Origin of the sequence: Pseudomonas sp. zfem005, assembly GCF_032621735.1 — a bacterium.
GTDB classification, from domain to species: domain Bacteria; phylum Pseudomonadota; class Gammaproteobacteria; order Pseudomonadales; family Pseudomonadaceae; genus Metapseudomonas; species Metapseudomonas solani.
Genome location: NZ_JAVYJE010000005.1, coordinates 37477 through 59957 on the forward strand (window position 1 = coordinate 37477; position 22481 = coordinate 59957).

At 67.8% G+C, this 22481-nt stretch carries 19 protein-coding genes; 10 read left to right on the forward strand and 9 right to left on the reverse strand.

What is annotated here, in order from left to right:
• The first annotated feature begins 13 nt into the window (after positions 1 to 13).
• Positions 14 to 2269, forward strand: coding sequence for an acylase (locus tag RTW82_RS12455; protein ID WP_316925258.1), 2256 nt, complete (start codon positions 14 to 16; stop codon positions 2267 to 2269).
• A 436-nt stretch (positions 2270 to 2705) separates the two neighbouring features.
• Here the strand turns inward: RTW82_RS12455 and RTW82_RS12460 are convergent, their stop codons facing one another.
• Both RTW82_RS12460 and RTW82_RS12465 read right to left on the reverse strand, forming a co-directional pair.
• Positions 2706 to 3182, reverse strand: coding sequence for a MarR family winged helix-turn-helix transcriptional regulator (locus RTW82_RS12460; protein ID WP_021217341.1), 477 nt, complete (start codon positions 3180 to 3182; stop codon positions 2706 to 2708).
• Positions 3183 to 3358: 176 nt separating this feature from the next.
• Positions 3359 to 4702: an MFS transporter gene (locus RTW82_RS12465; RefSeq protein ID WP_316925259.1), complete on the reverse strand. Its 1344-nt coding sequence runs from the start codon at positions 4700 to 4702 to the stop codon at positions 3359 to 3361.
• 324 nt (positions 4703 to 5026) lie between these two features.
• Here RTW82_RS12465 and RTW82_RS12470 point away from each other — a divergent pair, with 324 nt between their 5' ends.
• Positions 5027 to 6010, forward strand: a complete 984-nt coding sequence (locus RTW82_RS12470) for an AraC family transcriptional regulator (protein ID WP_316925260.1) — start codon at positions 5027 to 5029, stop codon at positions 6008 to 6010.
• Between the two features lie 172 nt (positions 6011 to 6182).
• Here the strand turns inward: RTW82_RS12470 and RTW82_RS12475 are convergent, their stop codons facing one another.
• The 7 genes from RTW82_RS12475 to RTW82_RS12505 form a co-directional block, all read right to left on the reverse strand.
• Positions 6183 to 7739 (reverse strand): methyl-accepting chemotaxis protein, encoded by a 1557-nt coding sequence (locus RTW82_RS12475; RefSeq protein ID WP_316925261.1) that lies wholly within the window; start codon positions 7737 to 7739, stop codon positions 6183 to 6185.
• A 2-nt stretch (positions 7740 to 7741) separates the two neighbouring features.
• Positions 7742 to 8506: a class II aldolase/adducin family protein gene (locus RTW82_RS12480; RefSeq protein WP_316925262.1), complete on the reverse strand. Its 765-nt coding sequence runs from the start codon at positions 8504 to 8506 to the stop codon at positions 7742 to 7744.
• 14 nt (positions 8507 to 8520) lie between these two features.
• Positions 8521 to 9501 (reverse strand): 2-dehydropantoate 2-reductase, encoded by a 981-nt coding sequence (locus RTW82_RS12485; protein WP_316925263.1) that lies wholly within the window; start codon positions 9499 to 9501, stop codon positions 8521 to 8523.
• A gap of 49 nt (positions 9502 to 9550) precedes the next feature.
• Positions 9551 to 10336, reverse strand: coding sequence for an ABC transporter ATP-binding protein (locus RTW82_RS12490; RefSeq protein ID WP_410478795.1), 786 nt, complete (start codon positions 10334 to 10336; stop codon positions 9551 to 9553).
• Positions 10337 to 10341: 5 nt separating this feature from the next.
• Complete coding sequence (locus tag RTW82_RS12495; RefSeq protein WP_316925265.1) at positions 10342 to 12144, reverse strand: branched-chain amino acid ABC transporter ATP-binding protein/permease; 1803 nt, start codon at positions 12142 to 12144, stop codon at positions 10342 to 10344.
• On the reverse strand, positions 12141 to 13178 hold the full coding sequence (locus RTW82_RS12500) for a branched-chain amino acid ABC transporter permease (protein WP_265168485.1): 1038 nt from the start codon (positions 13176 to 13178) through the stop codon (positions 12141 to 12143). Before RTW82_RS12500 ends, RTW82_RS12495 begins: the two co-directional genes overlap by 4 nt.
• 159 nt (positions 13179 to 13337) lie before the next feature.
• Positions 13338 to 14489: an ABC transporter substrate-binding protein gene (locus RTW82_RS12505; RefSeq protein WP_184489129.1), complete on the reverse strand. Its 1152-nt coding sequence runs from the start codon at positions 14487 to 14489 to the stop codon at positions 13338 to 13340.
• 785 nt (positions 14490 to 15274) lie between these two features.
• Between RTW82_RS12505 and RTW82_RS12510 the strand changes: the two genes are divergently transcribed.
• The 8 genes from RTW82_RS12510 to RTW82_RS12545 all read left to right on the forward strand — a co-directional run bounded on the left by RTW82_RS12510 (position 15275) and on the right by RTW82_RS12545 (position 22477).
• A complete protein-coding gene (locus tag RTW82_RS12510) occupies positions 15275 to 16387 on the forward strand; it encodes an amidase (RefSeq protein WP_316925266.1) in 1113 nt (370 codons plus the stop codon).
• Positions 16388 to 16412: 25 nt separating this feature from the next.
• The gene (locus RTW82_RS12515) at positions 16413 to 17585 is read left to right on the forward strand and encodes an acyl-CoA dehydrogenase family protein (protein WP_316925267.1); all 1173 of its coding nucleotides are present in this window, start codon (positions 16413 to 16415) and stop codon (positions 17583 to 17585) included.
• Positions 17586 to 17612: 27 nt separating this feature from the next.
• Entirely contained in the window at positions 17613 to 17975 is a 363-nt protein-coding gene (locus RTW82_RS12520) for a hypothetical protein (protein ID WP_021217328.1), read from the forward strand.
• A gap of 5 nt (positions 17976 to 17980) precedes the next feature.
• Positions 17981 to 18502 (forward strand): nuclear transport factor 2 family protein, encoded by a 522-nt coding sequence (locus RTW82_RS12525; RefSeq protein ID WP_316925268.1) that lies wholly within the window; start codon positions 17981 to 17983, stop codon positions 18500 to 18502.
• A gap of 137 nt (positions 18503 to 18639) precedes the next feature.
• On the forward strand, positions 18640 to 19914 hold the full coding sequence (locus RTW82_RS12530; RefSeq protein ID WP_316925269.1) for an aromatic ring-hydroxylating dioxygenase subunit alpha: 1275 nt from the start codon (positions 18640 to 18642) through the stop codon (positions 19912 to 19914).
• A gap of 159 nt (positions 19915 to 20073) precedes the next feature.
• Positions 20074 to 20550, forward strand: a complete 477-nt coding sequence (locus RTW82_RS12535; RefSeq protein WP_043244749.1) for an aromatic-ring-hydroxylating dioxygenase subunit beta — start codon at positions 20074 to 20076, stop codon at positions 20548 to 20550.
• Positions 20551 to 20703: 153 nt separating this feature from the next.
• Positions 20704 to 21444: an SDR family NAD(P)-dependent oxidoreductase gene (locus RTW82_RS12540; protein ID WP_316925270.1), complete on the forward strand. Its 741-nt coding sequence runs from the start codon at positions 20704 to 20706 to the stop codon at positions 21442 to 21444.
• Between the two features lie 76 nt (positions 21445 to 21520).
• On the forward strand, positions 21521 to 22477 hold the full coding sequence (locus tag RTW82_RS12545) for a PDR/VanB family oxidoreductase (RefSeq protein WP_316925271.1): 957 nt from the start codon (positions 21521 to 21523) through the stop codon (positions 22475 to 22477).
• The last annotated feature ends 4 nt before the right edge of the window (positions 22478 to 22481 follow it).

Genomic DNA, 22481 nt, shown 5'->3' on the forward strand with positions numbered 1-22481 from the left:
ACCCCCGATGCCCATGCGTAGCCTTGTTGCCGGTGTCGCAGCGCTGTTGCTGTGCCCGGCTTTTGCCGTTCTGGCCGCCGATACGGCCGCCAAGCCGCGAGAAACGCTTATCCGCTGGACCGCCCACGGCGTCCCGCACATCCAGGCGGCGGACGAGCGCGGCCTCGGCTACGGCATCGGCTACGCCTATGCCCGCGACAACGCCTGCCTGCTGGCCGAGGAGATCGTCACCGCCCGGGGCGAACGCTCCCGCTGGTTCGGCGCGGAGGGCCAGTCCTCTGCCCACCTCGACAACCTGCCGTCCGACTTCTTCTTCACCTGGCTCAACCAGCCGGCGTCGATTGCCGCCTTCCGCAAGGCGCAGACCCGCGAAGTGGCCCAGCTGCTGGACGGCTACGCCGCCGGCTTCAACCACTACCTGAAGGAAGCCGATGCGCGCACCACCCATTGCCTGGGCGAGGGCTGGCTGCGCCCCATCGACGCCGACGACCTGGTGCGCCTGACCCGTCGCCTGTTGGTGGAAGGCGGTGCCGGCCAGTTCGCCGAAGCGCTGATCGGTGCCGCGCCGCCCGGTGCCCAGCAGGCGCAGCTGGACTCCGGCTACACCGCCGCGCGCACCGAAGGCTTCCGCCTGGAGCGCGGCAGCAACGCCGTGGCCGTGGGCAGCAAGCGCAGCGCCGACGGGCGCGGCATGCTCCTGGCCAACCCGCACTTCCCCTGGAGCGGCGCACTGCGCTTCTGGCAGCTGCACCTGACCATCCCCGGCAAGCTCGACGTGATGGGCGCCGCGCTGCCCGGCCTGCCGGTGGTCAACATCGGCTTCGGCCAGCAGCTGGCCTGGACCCACACCGTCGACACCTCCGCGCACTTCACCCTCTACCGCCTGGAACTCGACCCCAAGGACCCGACCCGCTACCGCATCGACGGCCGTACCGAGAAGCTGAAGAAGACCCGCCTGCAGGTGCAGGTCCGTGACGCCGCCGGCACGCTCTCGGTGCGCAGCCACGACCTCTACGAGTCGCGCTTCGGTCCGCTGCTCAACTGGCCGGGCATGCTGGAGTGGACCGCTGGCGAAGCCTGGGCGCTGAAGGACGCCAACCTCGGCAACACCCGTGTGCTGCAGCAGTGGTACGCGATCAACCAGGCCCGCGACGTCGATGCCCTGCGTGCCGCCGTGACCAAGATCCAGGGCATCCCCTGGGTCAACACCCTGGCCGCCGACGCCAGCGGCAAGGCCCTGTACATGAACCAGTCCGTGGTGCCGCACCTGCTGCCCAAGCAGTTGGCGGAGTGCGTGATCCCGCAACTGGCCGCCGAAGGCCTGCCGGCCCTGCAGGGCAATACCAGCGCCTGCGAATGGACCCGCGACGCCAGCGCCGCCCAGCCGGGAATCACCCCCGCGGCCCAGCTGCCGGTGCTGCAGCGCGACGACTTCGTGCAGAACTCCAACGACAGCGCCTGGCTGAGCAACCCGGACAGCCCGCTGGCCGGCTATTCGCCCCTGGTCAACCGCGAAGGGCGTGAGCTGTCGCCGCGCGCGCGCTTCGCCCTGGGCCGCCTGCAGGGCGACGCGACGCTGAGCGCCGAGTTCCTCAAGGCGATGGTCACCGACAACGAAGTGGCCCTGGCCACCGACCTGCTGCCCGGGTTGCTGGAGCTGTGCCAGGCCGAGACGGGCAACGCCGCCCTGGCCGCGCCCTGCAAGGCCCTGGCCGCCTGGGATGGCAAGGCCAACCTCGACAGCGGCATCGGCTTCCTGCACTTCCAGTACTTCATGAAGGGCTTCGCCGAGATCGAGGACGGCTGGCGCGAACCCTTCGACCCGCAACGCCCGACCGTCACCCCGCGCGGGCTGAACCCGGCGGCCAAGGACAAGGTGATCCAGGCGCTGGTTGCCGCCGGTGAGGAAGTGGCCAAGGCCGGCGTGCCCGAACAGGCCCGCTGGGGCGACATCCAGCGTTCGGGGGCCATCGGCATCCCCGGCGGCGACGGCCACTTCGGCGTCTACAACGCCATGCAGAGCGAACTGCAGGGCGACCACCTGGAAGTGGTCAGCGGCACCAGCTACCTGCAACTGGTCACCTTCGACGGCCAGGGCCCCCAGGCCCGTGGACTGCTGGCCTTCTCCCAGTCCAGCGAAGCCGGCTCACCGCACCACAGCGACCAGACCGAGCTCTTCGCCCGCCAGCAATGGCAGAAGCTGCCCTTCACCAACGCCGAAATCGACGCCGACCCGGCGCTGGAGCGCAAGGTGTTGAAGGTGAAGTGAGCGGATTCCACCGTTCCGTAGCCCGGACTTCAGTCCGGGGTCGCCGGCGGCGGGGCGTTGCTTGGCAGATGAATGGGCTGTGTCTGCTCTAGCTGTTGTGGATTCAAAGCACAGAGCTGTGCTTCAGGGGCTCGCTGGGCACCTGGTACATCCACAGCATGGTTTTCGCTTCGCTCTACGCCATCCTACGAAGCGCTCGGTGCTCCGCCGTAGGCTGTGCTGAGCGCACCTGGGAGGTTACGCGCGCTCAGTGCGACCCATTGAGCGAAGAGCGTGAGGCCGGCACCACCGGCGTCTTTGAGTGTGCGCAACAAGGTTGGCAACGGATCGCTGATTGGAAAGGCGCCCGGATGAAAGGCCGACGTGCCTGGGATGGGGTTCTCAGGGTGATCGCCTGCGCTCGATCACGACCCGGAGCGGGAAGGGTGCGCGCCCCTCAATCCTCCGGCAGGTTGTTGAAGATCTTCTCCAGGGTGCCGTTGAGCTTGGTGATCTGCGCTTCGCTGAGGTCCTTGAAGCTGTTGGTGAAGATGTGCGCGGTGGTGACCTGGATCTGTTCGGCGGTGCGGCGGCCGGCTTCGGTGATGGAGACCTGGGTGACGCGGCCGTCGTTGCTGCAGGGGTTGGTGTCCACCAGGCCGTCGGCCTTCATGCGGTAGACGATCTTGGTGACGGTGGAGAGCTTGGCGATGGCGTGCTCGGAGATTTCCGAGATGCTCGACTCGCCGTTCTCCTTGAGGATGAACAGGATGCGCCAGCGCGGGATGTCCATGTCGATCTTCTTCAGCGCTTTCTCCATGGCCATGGAGTAGCGGCCGTGCACCCGTGCCAGCCAGTAGAAGGGAAAGTCTTCCTTCCTGAAGTTGTCGCTGGCGGGGTTGTAGCGGCTTTGGCGTTTTTTCGGGGTGGTCATGGGTAACTGCGTGCTGTTGCAAAGATGTGGGGGTGATTTATAGGGGGTTGGGCGCAGGCTGTCGACTGGCTGTCGTCATTGCCTTGATGCAAGTCAGCTTCGGCAGGGCGCGGGATGCGGGCGCGCAACGCCTGGCGGCGTCGGCGCGCCCGTTGGGGCAGGGAGGCGGTGGGGGTTCAGCTGATGTTTTCACGCTCCAGGCTGCGGCGGAAGTGGCCGCAGCCCTTGATCAGCAGGCCCAGGGTGAGCAGCACGGCGCCGGCGTTGAGGAGGGAGACCGAGTGGCCCACCAGCGCTGGCGACTGGAACAGGCGGTCGGTTAGCAGCGCCACCAGGGTGGTACCGAGGCCCAGGCCGATGAGGTTGGAGATGAGCAGGAACAGCGCCGAGACCTGGGCGCGCATCTGGTTGGGCGGGAGGATCTGCATGGCCGCGGTGGAGGCGGGCATGGGGAAGGAGGCGAAGAACATCGCCGGCACCAGCAGCGCCAGGGACAGCCACAGCTCGCCCACCTGGGTGAACAGCACCGCCGGCACGGCCATGCCGATGGCGCCGATCACCCCGGCGCGCATCGGCGCGTCGCTGTAGCCGCGCTTGGCCAGCCAGTCGATCAGCCAGCCGCCGCAGAGTACGCCACTGGTGTTGGCCAGCAGCACGATCAGGCCGAGGATGTAGCCGGCCTCGCTGGGCGCCAGGCCGAAGCTGCGCATGTAGAAGGCCGGTGTCCAGCTGAGCATGCAGAACAGCGTCATGGCGTAGAAGGAGAAGCCCAGGTAGTGGCAGGTGAAGGTCTGCCGGTGGCGGCCGAGGAAGGCGAAGGCCTGGCCCAGGCTGGGCTTGTGCACCTGGCCGTTGGCATCCAGCTTCAGGCCCTTGCGCGCCGGGTCGCGCACGGTGGCGGCGATCAGCAGGGCCACCAGCAGCCCTGGCAGGCCGACGAGGAAGAAGGTCACCTGCCAGGGCCGCATGCTGCCCAGCAGGGGCAGGGGCACGCTGTCGAGGTTCTTCAGCAGGTCGATCACGTAGCCGCCGATGAGGAAGGCCACGCCACCGCCGATGAAGGAGCCGATGGAGTAGATGGCTACGGCACGGCCGAGCTTCTCGCGGGGGAACATGTCGCTGAGCATCGAGTAGGTGGCCGGTGACAGCGCCGCCTCGCCGATGCCGACGCCGATGCGGGCGAGGAACATCTGGGTGAAGTTCTTGCTCAGCCCGCACACGGCGGTGGCCAGGCTCCAGAAGGCGACGCCGATGGCGATGATCTTCGGCCGCGAGAAACGGTCGGCGAGCAGCGCGATGGGCATGCCCATGAAGGCGTAGAACAGCGAGAAGGCCAGCCCGTGGAGCAGGCTGAACTGGGTGTCGGAGAGCTGCAGGTCGTGTTTGATCGGCTCGATCATCAGCGCGAGGATCTGCCGGTCAACGAAGGAGAAGATGTAGGCCACCATGCAGATGGCGACCACGTACCACTCGTAGGCGTAGCGTTTGCGGGTGAGGTCGGTGGGTGTCTGGCTGGTCATTCGGTTCGGCCCCTCGAGGCGGTGGTGATGAGGTCTGCGGCAGCGTTGGAAGGAGCGGGGTAGTTCGGTGACGGCTGCGTTACCGATGTGCCTCGCCCTGGTGCGCCCTTTGTTGTTTTCATGCATCGCCAACTGGCAGAACCCGCTGTCGGCGAGCCCCGCCCTGTCTTTTTATGCCCTTGGCCCCCGGGGCTCTATGCGCCAGGCGCAGCTGCTGTTCCGGCTGCGCAGATTTGCTTTGCGTGGCGTGGAAATTGCTTTCCTTTTCCACTAATTCTGCGGTGCATGCAGTGGGCGTGCCGCACTGATCACGGGGCCGCCACCATGCTCGACGATGCATCCCTCCTGCAGCGCCATTGCCTGCTGAACCCTGCCGCCGGTATCGGCGAGATCCGCGACAAGGTCAGCCACTACCTGTGGCCGCACCGGATGAACCTGCCCCGTGCGGATGCGCTGCATTCAGCGCTCTATGGCGTGTTCTTCGGCAGCTCGGCGCTGTTCGACCTGCACTACGGCGCGGAGGTGGAGATCGACGCCGGCGATATCGCCAGCTACTACCTGATCCGCATCACCCTGCAGGGCACCGGCACCGTGACCCTGGGCGCGCAAAGCGCGGCCATGCGCCGGGGTAGCCTGACCATTTCCTCGCCCTCCGAGCGCAGCCTGATCCGCATCGGCAAGGAGTGCCGCAACCTGATCCTGCGGGTGGAGCGCGATGCCCTGGAGCGTCAGTTGCAGCGCCTGCTGGAGCGGCCGTTGAAGCAGCCGTTGCTGTTCGACATCCAGGTGGCGGCGGGGCACCCGGGGATGGCGGCGGTGCGCGAGACGCTGGACTACATCTGCCGCCTGCACCAGGGGCCGATTGCCGCGGACCTGGCTCCGACCCTGGGCAGCGGCCTCTCGGACTACCTGCTTTCGGTGCTGCTGACGCAGTTGCCGCACAACTACTCCGCGGCCCTCTGCGAGGACCGTCGCCAGCCGATGCCGGTGCACGTGCGCCGGGCCCGCGACTACATCGAGGAACACCTGGACGAACCCATCGCCCTGGCCACCCTGGCCGAGCTCTCCGGCGTCTCCATCCGCACCTTGCAGAACGGCTTCGCCCACTTCCTCCAGCAGTCGCCCACCGACTACGTGCGCAGCCGGCGGCTGGCGCGGGTGCACGAGGCCTTGCAGCGGGCGGGTGCCGGCGACAGCGTCACCGACATCCTCCTGCGCCACGGCGTCAGCAGCTTCGGCCACTTCGCCACCCACTACCGCCGCCAGTACGGCTGCCTGCCTTCGGAGACCCTGCGCAGCGGCCGGTGAGCACACCCTGCATCCGTGCCAAGAGCTGGCCTCGTGCCGCAGGGCGGGCCGTGCGCACCGCCGCCCGGTGCTTCCGGCGAGGCGCAGGTGCGCGCAGCACACCCTAGGGGCGAAACACGGGATGGCTGCACGGCTTTCGCTCCCTTGAAGGGGCAGGAGCAACAGGCACGACTCAGCCGTCGAGAAAGCGCTGGGCCAGGTCCAGCTGGGAGTTGGCCAACTGGTGCAGCTCCTGGCCGATCTGGCTGTTGCGCTGGGCCTGGCCGGCGCTGCATTCGGCCAGCCCGGCGATCTGCGCGATCTGCCGGTTGACCTCTTCGGCGACCTGGCCCTGTTGCTCGATGGCGGCGGCCATCTGCAGGCTCATGCCGCTGATCTGCCCGACTTCCCCGCAGATGCGGCGCAGCGCCTGGCGCACCTGCTCCACGTCCTGAGCGGACTGCTGCGCCGCCAGCTCGCCGCGGCGCGCGGTGGCCAGGGCCTCGGCGCTGCCGTCGCGCAGGCGCTGGATGGAGTGCTGGATCTGCCCCGTGGAGTCGCGGGTGCGCGAGGCGAGGGTGCGCACTTCGTCGGCGACCACGGCGAAGCCGCGTCCGGATTCCCCGGCCCGCGCCGCCTCGATCGCCGCGTTCAGCGCCAGCAGGTTGGTCTGCTCGGCGATGCTCTGGATCACCGTGGCGATGCCGCTGATGGACTCGATGGACTCCGCCAGCCGGCCCACGGCGAGGTCGATGTCCGCCACCGACGCGCGCATGCCCTGCATCGAGGCCTGGCTCTGCTCGGCCAGGCGCTCGCCGTCGTGGGCCAGCTGGTCGACCTGGGTGGTGGCCTGGGCAGCTTCCTGCAGGTTGCGCGACAGCGCCTGGATGGTGGCGCTCATCTCGTGGATGGCCGCTGCCGACTGCTCGGCTTCCTGCAACTGGCGGTCCAGTTGCTCGGCGCCGCTGGCCACCAGTTGCGCGGATTCCTCGCTGCGGGCGCGGAGGATCTCGCCGTTGATGCTGATCCGCGCCATCACCGTGCGCATGCGCAGCTTCTGGCTGTTGAGCGCCATCTCGAACAGGCCGCTGCCGCCGGATGCACTGCGGTAGATCGGCGCCAGCAGCGCGTCGCTGTACACCTGGGCGTGGCCGCCGAGGGCGCGCTGCAGGTCGCGGCGCTGGGCCGCCTGCCGTTGCCAGGCGGCGCCGAGCAGCAGCGCCAGGGCCAGGCCGCCCAGTGCCGGCGCGACATGCCCGCCGAGGGTGGCGCCCCCCAGCAGCAGGGCCAGCGCGAGGCCAAGGCCCTGGCCGGCGAGCCACTGCTGCACGCGGCCGGCCAGCGGCAGCGGGGCGCGGCCCTGGCGCAGGCGCGCATAGAGTGCATCGGCGCGGCGGCTCTGGGCGGCGTCGATGGGGTGGTAGACGGTGCCCAGGGCCACCAGCTCGCCGCCATCGAACAGCGGCACCACGTAGAGCTGGCTCCAGAAGCTCGCGCCGTCCCGCGTGCGGCCCATCAGCGGGCCGCTCCAGGGGGTGCCGGCGCGCAGGGTGCGCCACATGCGCTCGATCACCCGCGTCGGCATCTGCGGGTGGTTGATCAGCTCGAAGCTCTGGTTCAGCAGCTCGTCGCGGCGGTAGCCGGAGAGCGCCAGGTAGGCGTCGTTGCAGGCCAGCAGGCGGCCGTCCGGGGCGAGCCGCGAGATGGGCGGCTCGACGAAGGCGGGCAGGGTGGCGAGTGAGGCGCCCATGCTCACCAGCCCGCGCCGCGTTCGGCCTGCATCTTGCGCACCATGGCGTCGAAGAACTTCACCGCGAAGCCGCTCTCGCGGATCAGCATGGCGGTGAGGTCGGCGCACTTCTGGCTGACGGCCTCCGGCAGCGGGTTGTCCTCGCCGCCGAGGGCGCCGGCGGCGCACTGGATCTCCGCTGCGCGCTGCACCGTCCAGAGCAGGAAGAAGGCCTTGGCGATGCTGCTTTCGCCCACCGCGATGCCGTGGTTGCGCAGCACCAGGATGTGCTTGTCGCCGAGGCTCTGGATCATCCGCGCCTTCTCGTCGTCGAACAGGGTAATGCCCTCGAAGGTGTGGTAGCCGATGCGCCCGTACAGCTGCGCGCCATAGAAGTCGTGGTGGCCGAAGCCGGCCTTCTTCTGCACCACGGCGGAGATGGGCGTGGTGTGGGTGTGGATCAGGCAGTGGATGTCGTCGCGGGCGCCGTGCACCGCGCTGTGCAGGGCGAAGCCGGCGGGGTTGGCGTCGTAGGGCGAGTCTTCCAGCTTGTGGCCGTCGAGGTCGACCTTGAGCAGGTTGGTCGGGGTCACCTCGCGGTAGTTGAGGCCGAAGGGGTTGACCAGGTAGTGGTGCGCGGGCCCGGGCAGGCGCGCGGAGATGTGGTTGAAGATGGTTTCGGTCCAGCCGAAGAAATCCACCAGGTGGTAGCAGTGGGCGAGCTGCACGCGCAGGGCCCATTCCTCGTCGCTGCAATGAGGGGGCTGGGTGATGGCGATGGCGTTCATGGAAGGCTCCTTGTTCAGTGGCTGGCGCTGCGGAAGCGCGCCAGGGCGATGAGGTGGCGGGTGATGGGCATGGGCAGGTCGAGCAGCTCGGCCAGTTCCAGCACGGCGTCGCCGATGGCGGCCAGCTCCAGCGGGCGGCCCTTGTCGTGGTCCTGCAGCATCGAGGTGCGTACCGCGCCCATGCCGGCGCCGAGTTCGAGGAAGGTCTGCGGGTCGATGTCGACCCGTGCGCCGTGGCCGGCGGCCACCAGCAGCGCCTCGTTCAGCGTGGCGCGGGCCAGCTCGCGCAGGCCGGGCTGGCTGTAGAGCTGCTCCAGAGTGGCGCCGCTGACCACGGATAACGGGTTGGAGGTGAGGTTGGCGATGATCTTGGTCCACAGCGGGTCGCGGATGCGTTCGCTGGCGCGGGCTTCGATGCCGGCGTCGGCGATCACCGAGCGCAGGCGTTCCAGGCGGGGCGTCAGGCGGTTGTCCGGCTCGCCGACGATCATCAGGTGCGGGTTGCCGGACTCGGCCACGCCGGGCGCCGGGCACTGCGCGGTGATGAACACCACGCAGCCGATCAGCCGCGCCGGATCGAGGGCCGCCAGCAGCGCGCCGTCCGGGTCCACGGCCGTGACCCGGCGCCCGGCGAAGCGGCCGGGCAGGCCGTGGAAGTACCACCAGGGCACGCCGTTGACCACCGGCACCACGGTCGTCTCGTCATCCAGCAACGGCGCGATCCGTGGCAGCAGCGTGGCCAGCGCCGGGGCCTTGGTGCAGAGGAACACCAGGTCCTGGGGACCCAGTTCGGCGGCATCGTCGCTGGCGTCGACGCGCACCTGGTGCGTGCCGTCGAGGTCGTGCAGGCGGATGCCGTCGCGGCGGATCGCGTCCAGGGTCTCGCCTCGGGCCAGCACGCTGACCCGCTGGCCGCTGGCGGCGAAACGGGCGGCGAGGGTGCAGCCGATGGCACCGGCACCGGCGATGCAGATACGCAGGGGAGGTTGCTTCATGGGGTCGCTCCATCGAGTGGCCCGCCCGGGATCGCCGGGCGGGCTCGGGTCAACCGGCAAGCATGTCCTGATGCTTGCTGGCGAGGCCCAGGTAGGCCTCGATCACGCGGGGGTCGTCGGCTAGCTGGGCGGCGGGGCCCTGCATGGCGATCTGCCCGGTTTCCAGCACGTAGGCATAGTCGGCCACGCGCAAGGCTGCACGGGCGTTTTGCTCCACCAGGAGGATGGACACCCCCTGCTGGCGCAGCGCGGTGATGATGCGGAAGATCTCGCGGGTGATCAGCGGCGCCAGGCCCAGGCTGGGTTCGTCGAGCATCAGCAGCTTGGGCTTGGCCATCAGCGCGCGGCCCACGGCGAGCATCTGCCGCTCGCCGCCGGAGAGGGTGGCGGCCAGCTGGTCGCGGCGCTCCCACAGCCGTGGGAACAGCGCGTAGACCTCGGCCAGGGTGGCGGCGTGGCTGCGGTCGCCCCGGCGGTGACGCTGGAAGGCGCCCAGCAGCAGGTTGTCGGCCACGCTCATGCTGGTGAACAGCTCGCGCTTCTCCGGCACCAGGCCGAGGCCGCGGGAGACCAGCACTTCCACCTCCGGCACCGCTTCCAGGCTGCCGTCGAACTCGACCCGGCCACGGGAGCCGAGCACGCCCATGATGGCCGAGAGCAGGGTGGTCTTGCCGGCGCCGTTGGGGCCGATGACGGTGACGATCTGCCCCTGGCCGACCCGCAGGCTGGCGTTGGACAGGGCTTCCACCTTGCCGTAGGCGACGCACAGGTCGCTGACCTCCAGCACGGCGTCGGCCACCTGGTTTTGCACGCTCTTGAGGGGTTCGATCTGCATGTTCATCACTCTGCGCCTCCGAGATAGGCTTCCAGCACGGCGGGGTTCTTCTGCACCTCTTCCGGCAGGCCCTGGGCAATGCGCTGGCCGAATTCCATCACCACCACGCGGTCCACCAGGCCCATGACGAAGTCCATGTCGTGCTCCACCAGGAGAATGGCCATGCCTTCGCTGCGCAGGCGGCTGAGGAGCAGGCCGAGGGCCTCCTTCTCCTTGTGGCGCAGGCCGGCGGCGGGCTCGTCGAGCAGCAGCAGGCAAGGGTCGGCGCACAGCGCGCGGGCGATCTCGAGGATGCGCTGCTGGCCGAGGGCGAGGCTGCCGGCCTCCTCGTGCAGGTGCTCGCCCAGGCCGACGCGTTCCAGCTGGCGTCGTGCTTCGGCCAGCAGGTCGGCTTCCTCGGCGCGGTCCAGGCGCAGGGCCGAGGCCAGCACACCCTTGCCGCCGCGCAGGTGGGCGCCGATGGCGACGTTCTCCAGCACGCTCATGCCGGGCAGCAGTTTCACGTGCTGGAAGGTGCGGCTCATGCCCATGCCGGCCACGCGGCGCGAAGCCAGGCCGTTGATGCGCTTGCCCATGAACAGCACGTCGCCGCTGCTGGGGGTGTCGACGCCGGAGAGCTGGTTGAACAGCGTGCTCTTGCCGGCGCCGTTGGGGCCGATCAGGGCGAGGATCTCGCCGGCGCGCACCTCCAGGCTCATGTCGTTGTTGGCCACCAGGCCGCCGAAGCGCCGGGTGACGTGGCGCGCTTCGAGGATCACCTCGCCGTGGGCCGGGCGCTGCCGTTGCGGCAGGTCGCGGGCCGGGGCTTCGGCGGCCGGCAGGCGCTGGCGGGGGTGCAGGCGGCTGGGCACCAGGCGCACCAGCAGCGGCCACAGGCCACCCGGTGCGCGCTGCATCAGCAGCACGATGAGCAGGCCGAAGACGATGGTCTCGTAGTTGCCGGTGCTGCCCAGCAGGTGCGGCAGCAGGTCCTGCAGCCACTGCTTGAGCAGGGTGAGGATGCCGCTGCCGAGCAGGGCGCCCCAGACGCTGCCGACGCCGCCGATCAGCGCCATGAACAGGTAGTCGATGCCCATGTTGAGGCCGAAGGGCGTCGGGTTGACGAAGCGCTGGGTGTGCGCATAGAGCCAGCCGGACACCGCCGCGAACACCGCCGAGATGAGGAAGATCACCAGCTTGGAGCGGAAGGTGTCGACGCCCATGGACTCGGCCATCAGCTGGCCGCCCTTGAGTGCGCGGATGGCGCGGCCTTCGCGGGAATCCAGCAGGTTCTGGGTGATCAGCATGGCCAGCAGCAAGACCACCCAGATCAGGTAGAAGACCTTCTCGCCCTTGTCGAGCAGCACGCCGAACAGCGAGATCGACGGCAACCCGCTGACGCCGGTGTGGCCACCGAGGGATTCCACCGTGCCGAACAGGTAGTACAGCGACAGGCCCCAGGCGATGGTGCCCAGGGGCAGGTAGTGGCCCGAGAGCTTGAGCGTCAGCGCGCCCAGCAGCAGGGCTACCAGGGCGGTGATGGCCACGCCCACCAGCAGCGTCAGCCAGGGCGATGCGCTGGCCCAGGCGAGCCAGGCCGGCAGCTGCTCGGCGGTGGTCAGGTAGGCCGTGGTGTAGGCGCCGAGGCCGACGAAGGCCGCCTGGCCGAAGCTGGTCATGCCACCGACGCCGGTGAGCAGGACCAGGCCCAGCACCACCAGGGTGTAGAGGCCGATGTAGTTGAGCAGGGTGACGTAGAAGGGCGGCAGCACCAGCGGTGCGACACCGAGCACGGCGACCAGGAGCAGGATCAGGTGGCGCGGTTTCATTCTTCTTCCTCCACGTGACGGCTGGTGAACGAGCGCCAGAGCAGGAAGGGGATGATCAGGGTGAACACGATGATCTCTTTGTAGGTGCTGGCCCAGAACATCGAGAAGGCTTCGATCAGCCCCACCGAGAGCGCGCCGAGGGCGGCCACCGGGTAGCTCGCCAGGCCGCCGATGATGGCGCCGACGAAGCCCTTGAGGCTGATGATGAAACCGGAGTCGAAGTAGAGCGTGGTGATGGGCGCGATGAGGATGCCCGACAGTGCGCCGATGAAGGTGGCCAGGAGGAAGGTGGCCTTGCCCGCCAGGGTCGGCGAGATGCCCATCAGCCGCGCGCCCATGCGGTTCACCGCCGTGGCGCGCAGGGCCTTGCCGTAGAGGCTGCGTTCGAAGAACAGGAACAGGCCGATGATCAGCCCCAGGGACACGGCTATCACCCACAGCGTCTGGCTGTTGAAGGTCACCGGGCCCAGTTCCAGGCCGGCTTCGGAGAAGGGCTCGGTGCGCGCGCCCTCCGGGCCGAACAGCAGCAGGGCGATGCCGACCATGGCCACGTGCACGGCGATGGAGACGATCAGCAGCACCAGGGAGCTGGCCGAGGCGATGGGCTGGAACACCAGGCGGTAGATCTGCGGGCCCAGGGGCACCACCAGGGCCAGGGTCAGCAGCGCCTGCACCGCCATGGGCAGCTCGGCCAGCGGCAGCAGGCGGATGGCCGCGACCATGACCAGGGCGTAGGCCAGCTTGGCGAGGATGCGCTTGGGAAAGCGGAAGGCGTGGCTGGAGCGCGCGGCGTCATACAGGTCCAGCGCGCAGTCGATCAGGGTCAGGCCCAGCAGCAGCCAGACCAGGGCGGTGGGATGGCCGGCCTGCAGGGTGGCCATGGTCAGCGCGCCATAGGTGACGAACTCGCCCTGGGGGATCAGCAGGATGCGCGTGACGGTGAAGACCAGCAGGATCGACAAGGCCAGCAGCGCGTAGATCGCGCCGTTGGTGATGCCGTCCTGGCCGAGCAGCATGGCAATCTGGAAATTCATGGTGGGAACTCTTGTTGCGGTATGGGGGCGTAGGTGTGTGCGGCATGACCGGTGCGTAGGGTGGATGACGCTTTTTTCATCCACCTTTCGGCGTTGAGCCGGGCTCCGCCTGGTGGACAGAAAAGCGCTGTCCACCCTACGGGGAACCCGTGCCTGCGATCAGTTGCCGCGCAGCAGCGTCCAGTTGCCGTTCTTCACCTGGATCAGCTCGCGGCCGCGTTCGTCGAAGCCGCTGTGGTCCTCGGGGGTCATGTTGTAGACGCCCTGGGTGGCGGCCAGCTCGTGGCTCTGCTCCAGCGCGTCACGCAGCGCTGCGCGGAACTCCGGCGTGCCCGGTGCGGCCTTGGCGGCGGCAGTGGGGATGGCCTGTTGCAGCAGTAGGCCGGCGTCGAAGGTGTTGGCGCCGAAGGTGGCCGGCTTGCTGCCGTTGAGCTTCTCGTAGGCGGCGATGTAGTCGGCGGCGACCTGCTTCGAGGGGTGGCTGTCCGGCACTTCGTCCAGCACCAGCATCAGGCTGGCGGCGAGGATGGTGCCCTCGACCTTCTTGCCGCCGAGCTTGAGAAAGTCGGGCAGGGCGGCGCCATGGGTCTGGTACATCTGCCCGCGGTAGCCCTGGTCGAACAGGGTGGTCTGCGGCATCACCGCGGAGCTGCCGGGCGCGGCGACCAGGACCGCGTCGGGGCGAGCGGAGAGCACCTTGAGGCTCTGCCCGGTGACCGAGGTGTCCTGGCGCTGGAAGCGCTCGTTGGCGACCACCTTGATGCCGTGCTCGGCGGCCATCGCGCCCATCACCTTGGACCAGTTCTCGCCATAGGGGTCGGCGGTGCCGATGAAGCCCAGAGTCTTCACGCCCTTGGCGACCATGTTGTCCACCAGGGCCTTGGCGATCAGGTCGTCGTTCTGGGTGGTCTTGAACACCCATTTCTTCTGCTCGTTCATCGGCAGCACCACGGCGGCGGTGCCTACCGGCGCCAGCAGCGGCACGCCGGCCTCGGCGGCGAACTGGATCACGCCCATGGCGTTGGGCGAGCCGCTCGGGCCGATGATGGCGTCGACGTTCTCCTCGCTGATCAGCTTCTTCAGCGCCTTGACCGTGGCGGTCGGGTCGCTGCCGTCATCCAGGGCGATGTATTTCACCTGCTGGTCGCCCGCCTGGGTCGGCAGCAGCGGCACGCTGTTCTTCTGCGGCAGGCCCACCAGGGCGATGGGGCCGGTGGAGGAGGTGATGACGCCGACTTTGACTTCAGCCTGCGCAAGGGAGGCGCAGGCGGCGCTCAGGAGCAACGTGGACACAGCTTTCTTGAAGAGCATGACTTTCTCCGAAGAGTTGCAAGGCGATACGGGGCGGTTGTCTGACGGGTGCCGCGTGGCGGGCCCGTGGTCCTTCTTGTTGTGATGCCCGTGCGCTGCACGCTGCCGAGGGCAGGGCGGCGCCGTCGAGCCCATGGAGGGCCGAGTGGCGTGTAGGGCGATAGCAGGTTGCATGCCAGGAAAAATCGTTACCCCGTTGCGGCGCCGTCTGGCAGGGGGCGTTTCGGCACGTCGTCTGCGGGGGCTGGGCGAGGGGCTGGCGCTGGGGTTCCCGTGGCCACTCGCGCACCGCTGCCGATGCGCTCCGATCCCGCAGGTGACAAGGCATTGATCTGGATCAATACGGCTTCTGGAAAGTCGATTTCCTGACCAAAAAATCTCGATTTTTAAGGCTAAAAAATACCTGTTTTTTGATGGCATTTTTGGCCTGTTTTCAGGGGCTGAAAATTCTTTTTCCAAGGGGTTTGTGCAGGGCCTTCGAGCAGGGCGTGGGAACACTTTATTGAATGATTGTGTTTCTCATTGGATATATAAACTATTGAAAATAAACGATAAAAATAAGATTCATAGGTGAAATATCCATTTTCATGCCTGTTACCGAAATGCACGGAAAGGGTGCGGAACAGGGAAAAATGCACCGAATCTACACACGGATTTATTTGCCAAAATTCAATTGACATTTCACGTAAATATTCCGATTTTAGATTTAAGCGTTCACCTGCTCAGGCAGGCAGAAGGCTTCCCTGAAAGCGCACAGCGCGAACAACTCGAATACAGGTGAAGGCATGGCGACAGTCGTCGAGAAACTGCAGCTTGGAGGGTCCGGCAGGACCGTGATGGTGAAGGACACCATCGATATCGCCGGCTACCCGACCCGCGCTTCCAGCCGTGCGCTGGAAGAGGCGCCCGACGCCAGTCGCCATGCCGATGTGGTCCAGGCGCTGCTTGATGGCGGCTGCCGCATCACCGGCAAGACCGGCCTCCATGAACTGGCCTTCGGCACCACCGGCATCAATGCCTGGACCGGCACGCCGGACAACCCGCTTTACCCCGGGCGCATCCCCGGCGGTTCCTCCAGCGGCTCCGCCACGGCGGTGGCCGGTGGGCTCTGCGACTTCTCCCTGGGCACCGACACCGGCGGCTCGGTGCGCATCCCCGCCGCCTGCTGCGGCGTGTTCGGCCTCAAGCCCACGTTCGGCCGCGTGAGCCGCCAAGGGGTGATGCCGGCGCAGTCGTCGCTGGATTGCGTGGGCCCATTCGCCCGTGACATGGACATGCTGATCGAGGCCATGGGCCTGATCGCCCCCGACTTCGGCCCGCTGCCCTCTATAGAGGGCGTGCGCATCGGCGTGGTGCCGGTGCAGGCGCTGGACGAAGTGCAGTTCGCCGTCGATGCGGCCCTGGCCGCCGCGGATTTCCCCCTGCAGACGCTGCCCTTGCCGGGCATGCGCGCCGCCTATGACGCCGGCCTCACGGTGATCAACCGCGAGACCTGGAACGCCTGCCAGCACCTGCTGGCCAGCGGCAAGGTCGGCGCCGATATCGCCGGCCGCCTGGAAGCTGCCGGCGCCACCACCGACGAGGCGCTGGCCGCAGCCGAAGCCTGCCGCGCGGCCTTTACCGCCGAGGTGGATGCAGCCCTGGCGCAGTGCCCGATTCTCGCGATGCCGACCATGCCCGACTACCCGCTGCTGACGGCGGATGCCGCCGACACCCGCGCGGTGATCGGCATGACCGCCTTCGTGCGGCCCTTCAATCTCACCGGCCACCCGGCACTGAGCATCCCCCTGGTGGGTGCTTCGAAGCTGCCGGTGGGCCTGCAACTGATCGCCGCCAAGGGCGCGGACGAACTGCTTTGCGCAGTCGCCCGCGAACTGGTGCGGCGCCTGGAGCCTTAACCCCATGCCAACCCTGGAGCACACCATGTCTGCGCTAAGCGAGCTGGACTACCAGCGCCCCGTGTCGATCACCGCCAACGACGCGTTCCAGGCGCTGCTCGCCGAGATCCGCGAGCGCGCCCGGAGCGAGGAATTCGACCGGCAGAAATACATCTCCCAGGACATCATCGAGCGCTTCAAGGCGTTGGGCGTGTACCGCGCGCTGGTGCCCAAGCGCTTCGGTGGCGATGAGCGCTCGCCCATCGAGTTCTGCCAGATGATCGAGGACATCTCCATCGCCGACGGCTCCGCCGGCTGGGTGGCGAGCTTCGGCATGAACCCGGTGTACCTGGCCTCGCTGCCGCTGGCGACCCTGGAGAAGGTCTACGCCAACGGCCCGGACGTGGTCTTCGCCGGCGGCATCTTCCCCCCGCAACCGGCCACCTTCGTCGAGGGTGGGCTGGAGGTGAACGGCCGCTGGAAGTTCTCCAGCGGCTGCATGGGCGCCTCGCTGATCGGCGTCGGCATCGCCCCGAAGAACGGCGAGATGCTCGGCCTGCCGCGCCTGGCGGTGATGCCGCGGGACAAGGTGAAGATCGAGGAAACCTGGGACGTGGTGGGCCTGATCGGCACCGGCAGCCACGACGTGGTGATCGACGGCGTGGTGGTGCCCGAGGACTGGACCTTCGTCCGTGGCGGCCCGGCCAACCTCGACGAGCCGATGTTCCGCTACCCGTCGCTGTCCTTCGCCACCCAGGTGCTGTCCGTGGTCGGCCTGGGCGTCGCCCGCGCCGCGCTGGACTACCTCGGCGGCATGGCCAGCGGCCGCTTCTCGGTGACCGGTGCACCGGCGCTGTCCGACCGCCCGCTGGCGCAGATGCAGGTGGCCAAGGCCGAAGCCGAGCTGCGCGCCGCCCGCGCCTGGTTCTACGAGGCGATGGAAAACGCCTGGGCCAGCATCCTCGCCGGCGAGGCGGTATCGGTGGAGCAGACCAACCTGCTGCGCCTGTCCTCGACCCATGCGACCCGTGTTTCCGCCGAGGTGGCGCGCAGCGCGCAGATGCTGTCCGGCATGAGCGGCGTGTACCGCGAGAACCCGCTGTCGCGCTTCGTCAACGACACCCTGGTAATCACCCAGCACGCCTTCATGGGTGACATGACCTACCAGAACGCCGGCGCGATCTTCTTCGGCAACAAGCCGCTGCCCGGCTACCTGTGAATTCCAACTGACTGATCGGTGATTGTGATGAGCGAGAAAAAAGCCCTGCGTGTGTTGTTCTGCATGGGAATCAACCAGAACTTCTTCGACGCCCCGCGCGAAGAGCAGCTGGAAGTCTGGGCCGCGTTCAGCGCCATGTGGAACGGCATCCACGACCTGCCCGGCGTGACCGTGTTCGGCAACATGGACGACGACCAGAGCATGGTCGGCCCGTCCACCGGCTACCCCTGGACCACCTACCTGCTGGCCGATGTGCCGGACATCGAGACGGTGCACGCCGCCTGCAACCTGTTCCGCACCACCGCCGTGGGCACCGGCCCCTACAAGCTGTGGCGCTACTGCAAGGTCGAGGCCCGCACCGGCCGCGAACTGATCATCCAGCGCGCGTGACCGCCATGTCGACCGAAGCCCTGGAGGCGCGCCTGCGCCAGCTGGAAAGCGAAAACGCCATACGCGCCTGCATGAACCGCTACATGGTGCTGTGCGATGCGCTGGACGCCCGCACCCCGCTCGACGAGCTGGCTGGGCTGTTCACCCACGATGCGCTGTGGGAAGGCAAGGGCGCCAAGTACGCCAAGAGCTTCGGCGGCTACCGCGGGCGCGAGGCCATCGCCGCCATGTTCGCCACCTACATGGTGGAGCCGGCGCACTTCGCCTTGAACGTGCACTTCCTCTGTTCGGAACTGATCCGCGTGGAGGGCGGCGTAGCGATCGGCAGCTGGGTGATGTTGCAGACCTCCACCTTCGCCAGCGGCGCCTCGCACCTCAACGCGGCGCGCCTGACGGTGGAGTTCCGCGAGGAGGAGGGCGCCTGGCGCATGGCGCACTTCCAGACCGAGAACCTGTTCAGCCGCCCGGTGGATACCTGGAACAGCGCCGCGCACCTGCCGGTGCCGGGCAAGAACCAACAAACGTAGGGTGGGCTTCAGCCCACCACAGAAAGGCCAGACGTGGGCTGAAGCCCACCCTACAAAGATCGCGCCGACCGGAAGCTCTGACTTGCCGGCACGGCGAGAAAAATCAAGTCGGTGCTCAGCGCCGACGAGGAGTGATCGTGACCAACCTGATCGAAACCGTGAACCTGGCTGCCACCCCGGCCGACCTGGTACTGCATGACCGCGTGCACACCTCGCTCTACACCGACGGGCGCATCTTCGACGAGGAGCTGGAGAAGGTGTTCTACAGCACCTGGATCTGGGTCGCCCACGCCAGCGAGATCCCCGACAGCGGCAGCTACAAGAGCACCTACATCGGCAAGCAGCCGGTGATCGTGGTGCGTGACCGCAAGAAGGACGTGCACGTGCTGCTCAATCGCTGCCGCCACCGTGGCGCCACCGTCTGCGAGCACAAGAAGGGCAAGGCCAACAGCTTCGTCTGCCCCTACCACGGCTGGAGCTACGGCCTGGACGGCAGCCTGCGCGGCGTGCCGCACCCGGAGAGCTACGCCGACTGCCTGGATAAGGGCGAACTGCCCCTGGTGAGCCTGCGCGTCGAGCAGTACAACGGCATGATCTTCGCCACCTTCAAGGACGACATCGAGCCGCTGGTGGACTTCCTCGGCCCGGCGAAGAAATGGATCGACCTGTTCATGAAGCAGGGCGCCGGCTACGGCGTGAAGGTGTCTGGCGAGCACCGCTTCCGCTTCCCCGGCAACTGGAAGATCCAGCTGGAGAACACCACCGACGCCTACCACTTCCCGCTGGTGCACAAGTCGTTCCTGTCCTCGGTGGACGAACAGACCCTGGAGCTCTTCGACTTCGTCAAAGGCCCGGGCTATGTCGAAGACCTGGGCAACGGCCACAGCGTGATGGTGATGATCCCCGACCTGATCGACCTCGAAGCCGATCTCGACAAGCCCATCCCCGAGCGCTTCGAGGCCCTGGCCGAGGAACTGCGCGGCGAAGGCATCGACGAGCAGCAGGTGCGCCGCATCGTCCGCGCCGTGGGTGGCTCGGGCTTCAACCTCAACCTGTTCCCCAACGTCGCTTGCTCCATGGCCTTCTTCCGCGTGCTGCAGCCGATCTCGGTGAACGAGACCGAGATCCACCACGCGGTGATCACCATGGACGGCGGCCCGGCCGTGGCCAACCGCTACCGCCTGCGCCTGCACGAGCACTTCCAGGGCCCCATGGGCTTCGGCACCCCGGACGACTCCGAAGCCTGGGAGCGCGTGCAGAAGGGCGCCCAGGCCGGCAGCGACCTGTGGATCATGCTCAACCGCGGCCTGCCGGGCGAGAAGCCCAGCGAGGACGGGCGGGTCAGCGACGTGAGCGCCGAGACCGGCATGCGCGCGGCCTACCAGCAGTGGAAAAAGATGATGTCGGCCTAGGGCCGACAGCACGTGCCTGTGGGCGCGAGCGCTGCTCGCGAACACGGGCGCCACAAAAGCTTCGCGAGCAGAGCTCGCTCCTACGGAAGTCGCTCAGCACTTCCGCGAGCGAAAGAAGAGACGGCACTGCTGCTCGACGCACTACTTGAGAGACCGATCATGAACCTTGAATTGCTCAACCACGTCAGCGCCTTCATCTGGCAGGAAGCGGACATGCTCGACCACGGCGAGTTCGACGCCTGGCTGGACCTCTGGGCCGATAAGGGCACCTACATCATCCCCATCGACCCCAACGAGACCGATTTCGAGAACACCCTCAACTACGCCTACGACGACCATCACATGCGCCAGCTGCGGGTGAAGCGCCTGATCGGTGGCGAGTCCATCTCCACCAGCCCGCGCGCCCGCACCGTGCGTGCCCTGTCGCGCTTCCGCGTGCTGGGCGAGGAGGGTGGCGTGGTCACCGTGCGCTGCGCGCAGAACCTGCGGGAATTCCGCAAGGACGTGCTCAAGCACTACACCGCCGACATCACCTTCGAGCTCCAGCGCGAAGGCGAGGGCTTCCGCATCCAGCGCAAGCTCATCCAGTTGATCAACTCGACCGATACCCTTGCCGGTATCGGCTACATCCTCTGAGGGTCTGCCCATGAGCTGCTGCGCGTCGGCGATACGGCGTCATCAAGGGCTTCGAGATGCTCATCTACAGCCCGTAGACTCCGCTCCCTCAGCCCTCTCTTCCTTGTCTCGCTCTAGCTCGCGAGCTCATGAACAGACCCTGGGGAGCCGGTAATGAGCCAGATAGCACTGGTAACCGGCGCCGCTCAGGGCTTGGGCTGCGCCATCGCCGGCCGGCTTTTCGCCGCCGGCCATTCGGTGGTGATCACCGACCTGTCGCTGGAGCGTGCCCAGGCCGCCGCCGACCGTCTCGACCCGAGCGGTGCGCGCAGCCTGGCGCTGAAACTGGACGTGGCCAGCAAGGCCGACTTCGAGGCCGCCCTGGCGGCGACCCTGGAGCGCTTCGGTGCGCTGCATGCGGTGGTCAACAACGCCGCCATGACCCTGACCACGCCTGTGATGCAGATCAGCCCCGAGGAGTTCGACCGGGTGCTGAGCCTCAACACCCGCAGCGTGTTCGTCGGTTGCCAGGTGTTCGGCACGCATATGGCGGCGGCCGGCTACGGGCGCATCGTCAACCTGGCGTCCCTGGCCGGGCAGAACGGCGGCACCGCCACCGGCGCGCATTACGCGGCCTCCAAGGGCGCCATCGTCACCCTGACCAAGGTCTTCGCCAAGGAGCTGGCGGCCAGCGGCGTCACCGTCAACGCCATCGCTCCGGGGCCCATCGAGTCCCCGGCGGTGCGCGCGGCGATTCCGCCGGAGCGCATGGAGGGGCTGCTGGCCAACATCCCGGTCAAGCGCCTGGGCGATGCGGACTTCCTCGGCGACCTGATCGTGCAGCTGACGCGGCCGGAAGCCTATTTCACCACCGGCGCCACCTGGGATGTGAACGGCGGCCTGTACATGCGCTGAGCGACACCGAACAACGATGCGACGGCCGCTGAACGGCCGCCTTCTTTCCATGACGTGCAATGCGGGTGAACCCGAGATGACAGAACAACTCCTCAAGGTCGTGGTGCACAAGCGCCAGTTGCAGGGCGACGGCGTCGTCGTCCTCGATCTGCTGCCGGTCGGCGGCGCGACGCTTCCCGCCTTCGAAGCCGGCGCCCACGTGGACATCCACGTCGCCCCCGGCCTGGTGCGTCAGTATTCGCTGTGCAGCGACCCCGCCGACTCCAGCCTCTATCGCCTCGGCGTGCTCAAGGACCCGGCCTCCCGCGGCGGCTCCCTGGGCGTGCACGACAGCCTGCTGGAAGGGGCCGAGGTGGAGATCAGCGCGCCGCGCAACCTGTTCCCGCTGGCCGCCGGTGCGAAGCGTTCGATCCTCATCGGCGGCGGCATCGGCATCACCCCGATGATCGCCATGGCCCATGCGCTGCAGGCCACCGGCAGCGACTTCGAGCTGCACTACTGTGGCCGCTCGCGCGGCCGCACCGCCTTCCTCGACGAGCTGGCCGCCGCGCCCTTCGCCGGGCGCGTCAGCACTCACTTCGATGACGAGCCGGCACAGAAGCTCGACCTGCCCCGCGTGCTGGGCGCCCCCCAGGCGGATGTGCACGTCTATGTCTGCGGCCCGGCCGGCTTCATGGACTGGGTGATAGGCGAGGCGCGCAACGCCGGCTACGCCGAGGCCAACATCCACCGCGAGTACTTCCAGGTCGAGGTCGACGCCAGCGGCGCGGGCTTCGAAGTGGTGGCCGCGCGCAGTGGCAAGACGGTGCAGGTGGCCGAGGGCCAGAGCATCCTCGACGCGCTGGCGGGCGTGGGCATCAAGATCGAGATTTCCTGCGAGCAGGGCGTCTGCGGCACCTGCCTGTGCGATGTGCTGGAGGGCGAGCCGGATCACCGCGACGTCTACCTGACCGAGGACGAGAAGGCCGCCAACGACCAGATCCTGGTCTGTTGCTCGCGCGCCAAGAGCTCGAAGCTGGTCCTGGATATCTGAACAC

Coding starts and splice junctions, on each gene's coding strand:
- RTW82_RS12455 (WP_316925258.1), top strand. CDS start 14: ATGCGTAGCCTTGTTGCCGGTGTCGCAGCGCTGTTGCTGTGCCCGGCT.
- RTW82_RS12460 (WP_021217341.1), bottom strand. CDS start 3,182: ATGACCACCCCGAAAAAACGCCAAAGCCGCTACAACCCCGCCAGCGAC.
- RTW82_RS12465 (WP_316925259.1), bottom strand. CDS start 4,702: ATGACCAGCCAGACACCCACCGACCTCACCCGCAAACGCTACGCCTAC.
- RTW82_RS12470 (WP_316925260.1), top strand. CDS start 5,027: ATGCTCGACGATGCATCCCTCCTGCAGCGCCATTGCCTGCTGAACCCT.
- RTW82_RS12475 (WP_316925261.1), bottom strand. CDS start 7,739: ATGGGCGCCTCACTCGCCACCCTGCCCGCCTTCGTCGAGCCGCCCATC.
- RTW82_RS12480 (WP_316925262.1), bottom strand. CDS start 8,506: ATGAACGCCATCGCCATCACCCAGCCCCCTCATTGCAGCGACGAGGAA.
- RTW82_RS12485 (WP_316925263.1), bottom strand. CDS start 9,501: ATGAAGCAACCTCCCCTGCGTATCTGCATCGCCGGTGCCGGTGCCATC.
- RTW82_RS12490 (WP_410478795.1), bottom strand. CDS start 10,336: ATGCAGATCGAACCCCTCAAGAGCGTGCAAAACCAGGTGGCCGACGCC.
- RTW82_RS12495 (WP_316925265.1), bottom strand. CDS start 12,144: ATGAAACCGCGCCACCTGATCCTGCTCCTGGTCGCCGTGCTCGGTGTC.
- RTW82_RS12500 (WP_265168485.1), bottom strand. CDS start 13,178: ATGAATTTCCAGATTGCCATGCTGCTCGGCCAGGACGGCATCACCAAC.
- RTW82_RS12505 (WP_184489129.1), bottom strand. CDS start 14,489: ATGCTCTTCAAGAAAGCTGTGTCCACGTTGCTCCTGAGCGCCGCCTGC.
- RTW82_RS12510 (WP_316925266.1), top strand. CDS start 15,275: ATGGCGACAGTCGTCGAGAAACTGCAGCTTGGAGGGTCCGGCAGGACC.
- RTW82_RS12515 (WP_316925267.1), top strand. CDS start 16,413: ATGTCTGCGCTAAGCGAGCTGGACTACCAGCGCCCCGTGTCGATCACC.
- RTW82_RS12520 (WP_021217328.1), top strand. CDS start 17,613: ATGAGCGAGAAAAAAGCCCTGCGTGTGTTGTTCTGCATGGGAATCAAC.
- RTW82_RS12525 (WP_316925268.1), top strand. CDS start 17,981: ATGTCGACCGAAGCCCTGGAGGCGCGCCTGCGCCAGCTGGAAAGCGAA.
- RTW82_RS12535 (WP_043244749.1), top strand. CDS start 20,074: ATGAACCTTGAATTGCTCAACCACGTCAGCGCCTTCATCTGGCAGGAA.
- RTW82_RS12540 (WP_316925270.1), top strand. CDS start 20,704: ATGAGCCAGATAGCACTGGTAACCGGCGCCGCTCAGGGCTTGGGCTGC.
- RTW82_RS12545 (WP_316925271.1), top strand. CDS start 21,521: ATGACAGAACAACTCCTCAAGGTCGTGGTGCACAAGCGCCAGTTGCAG.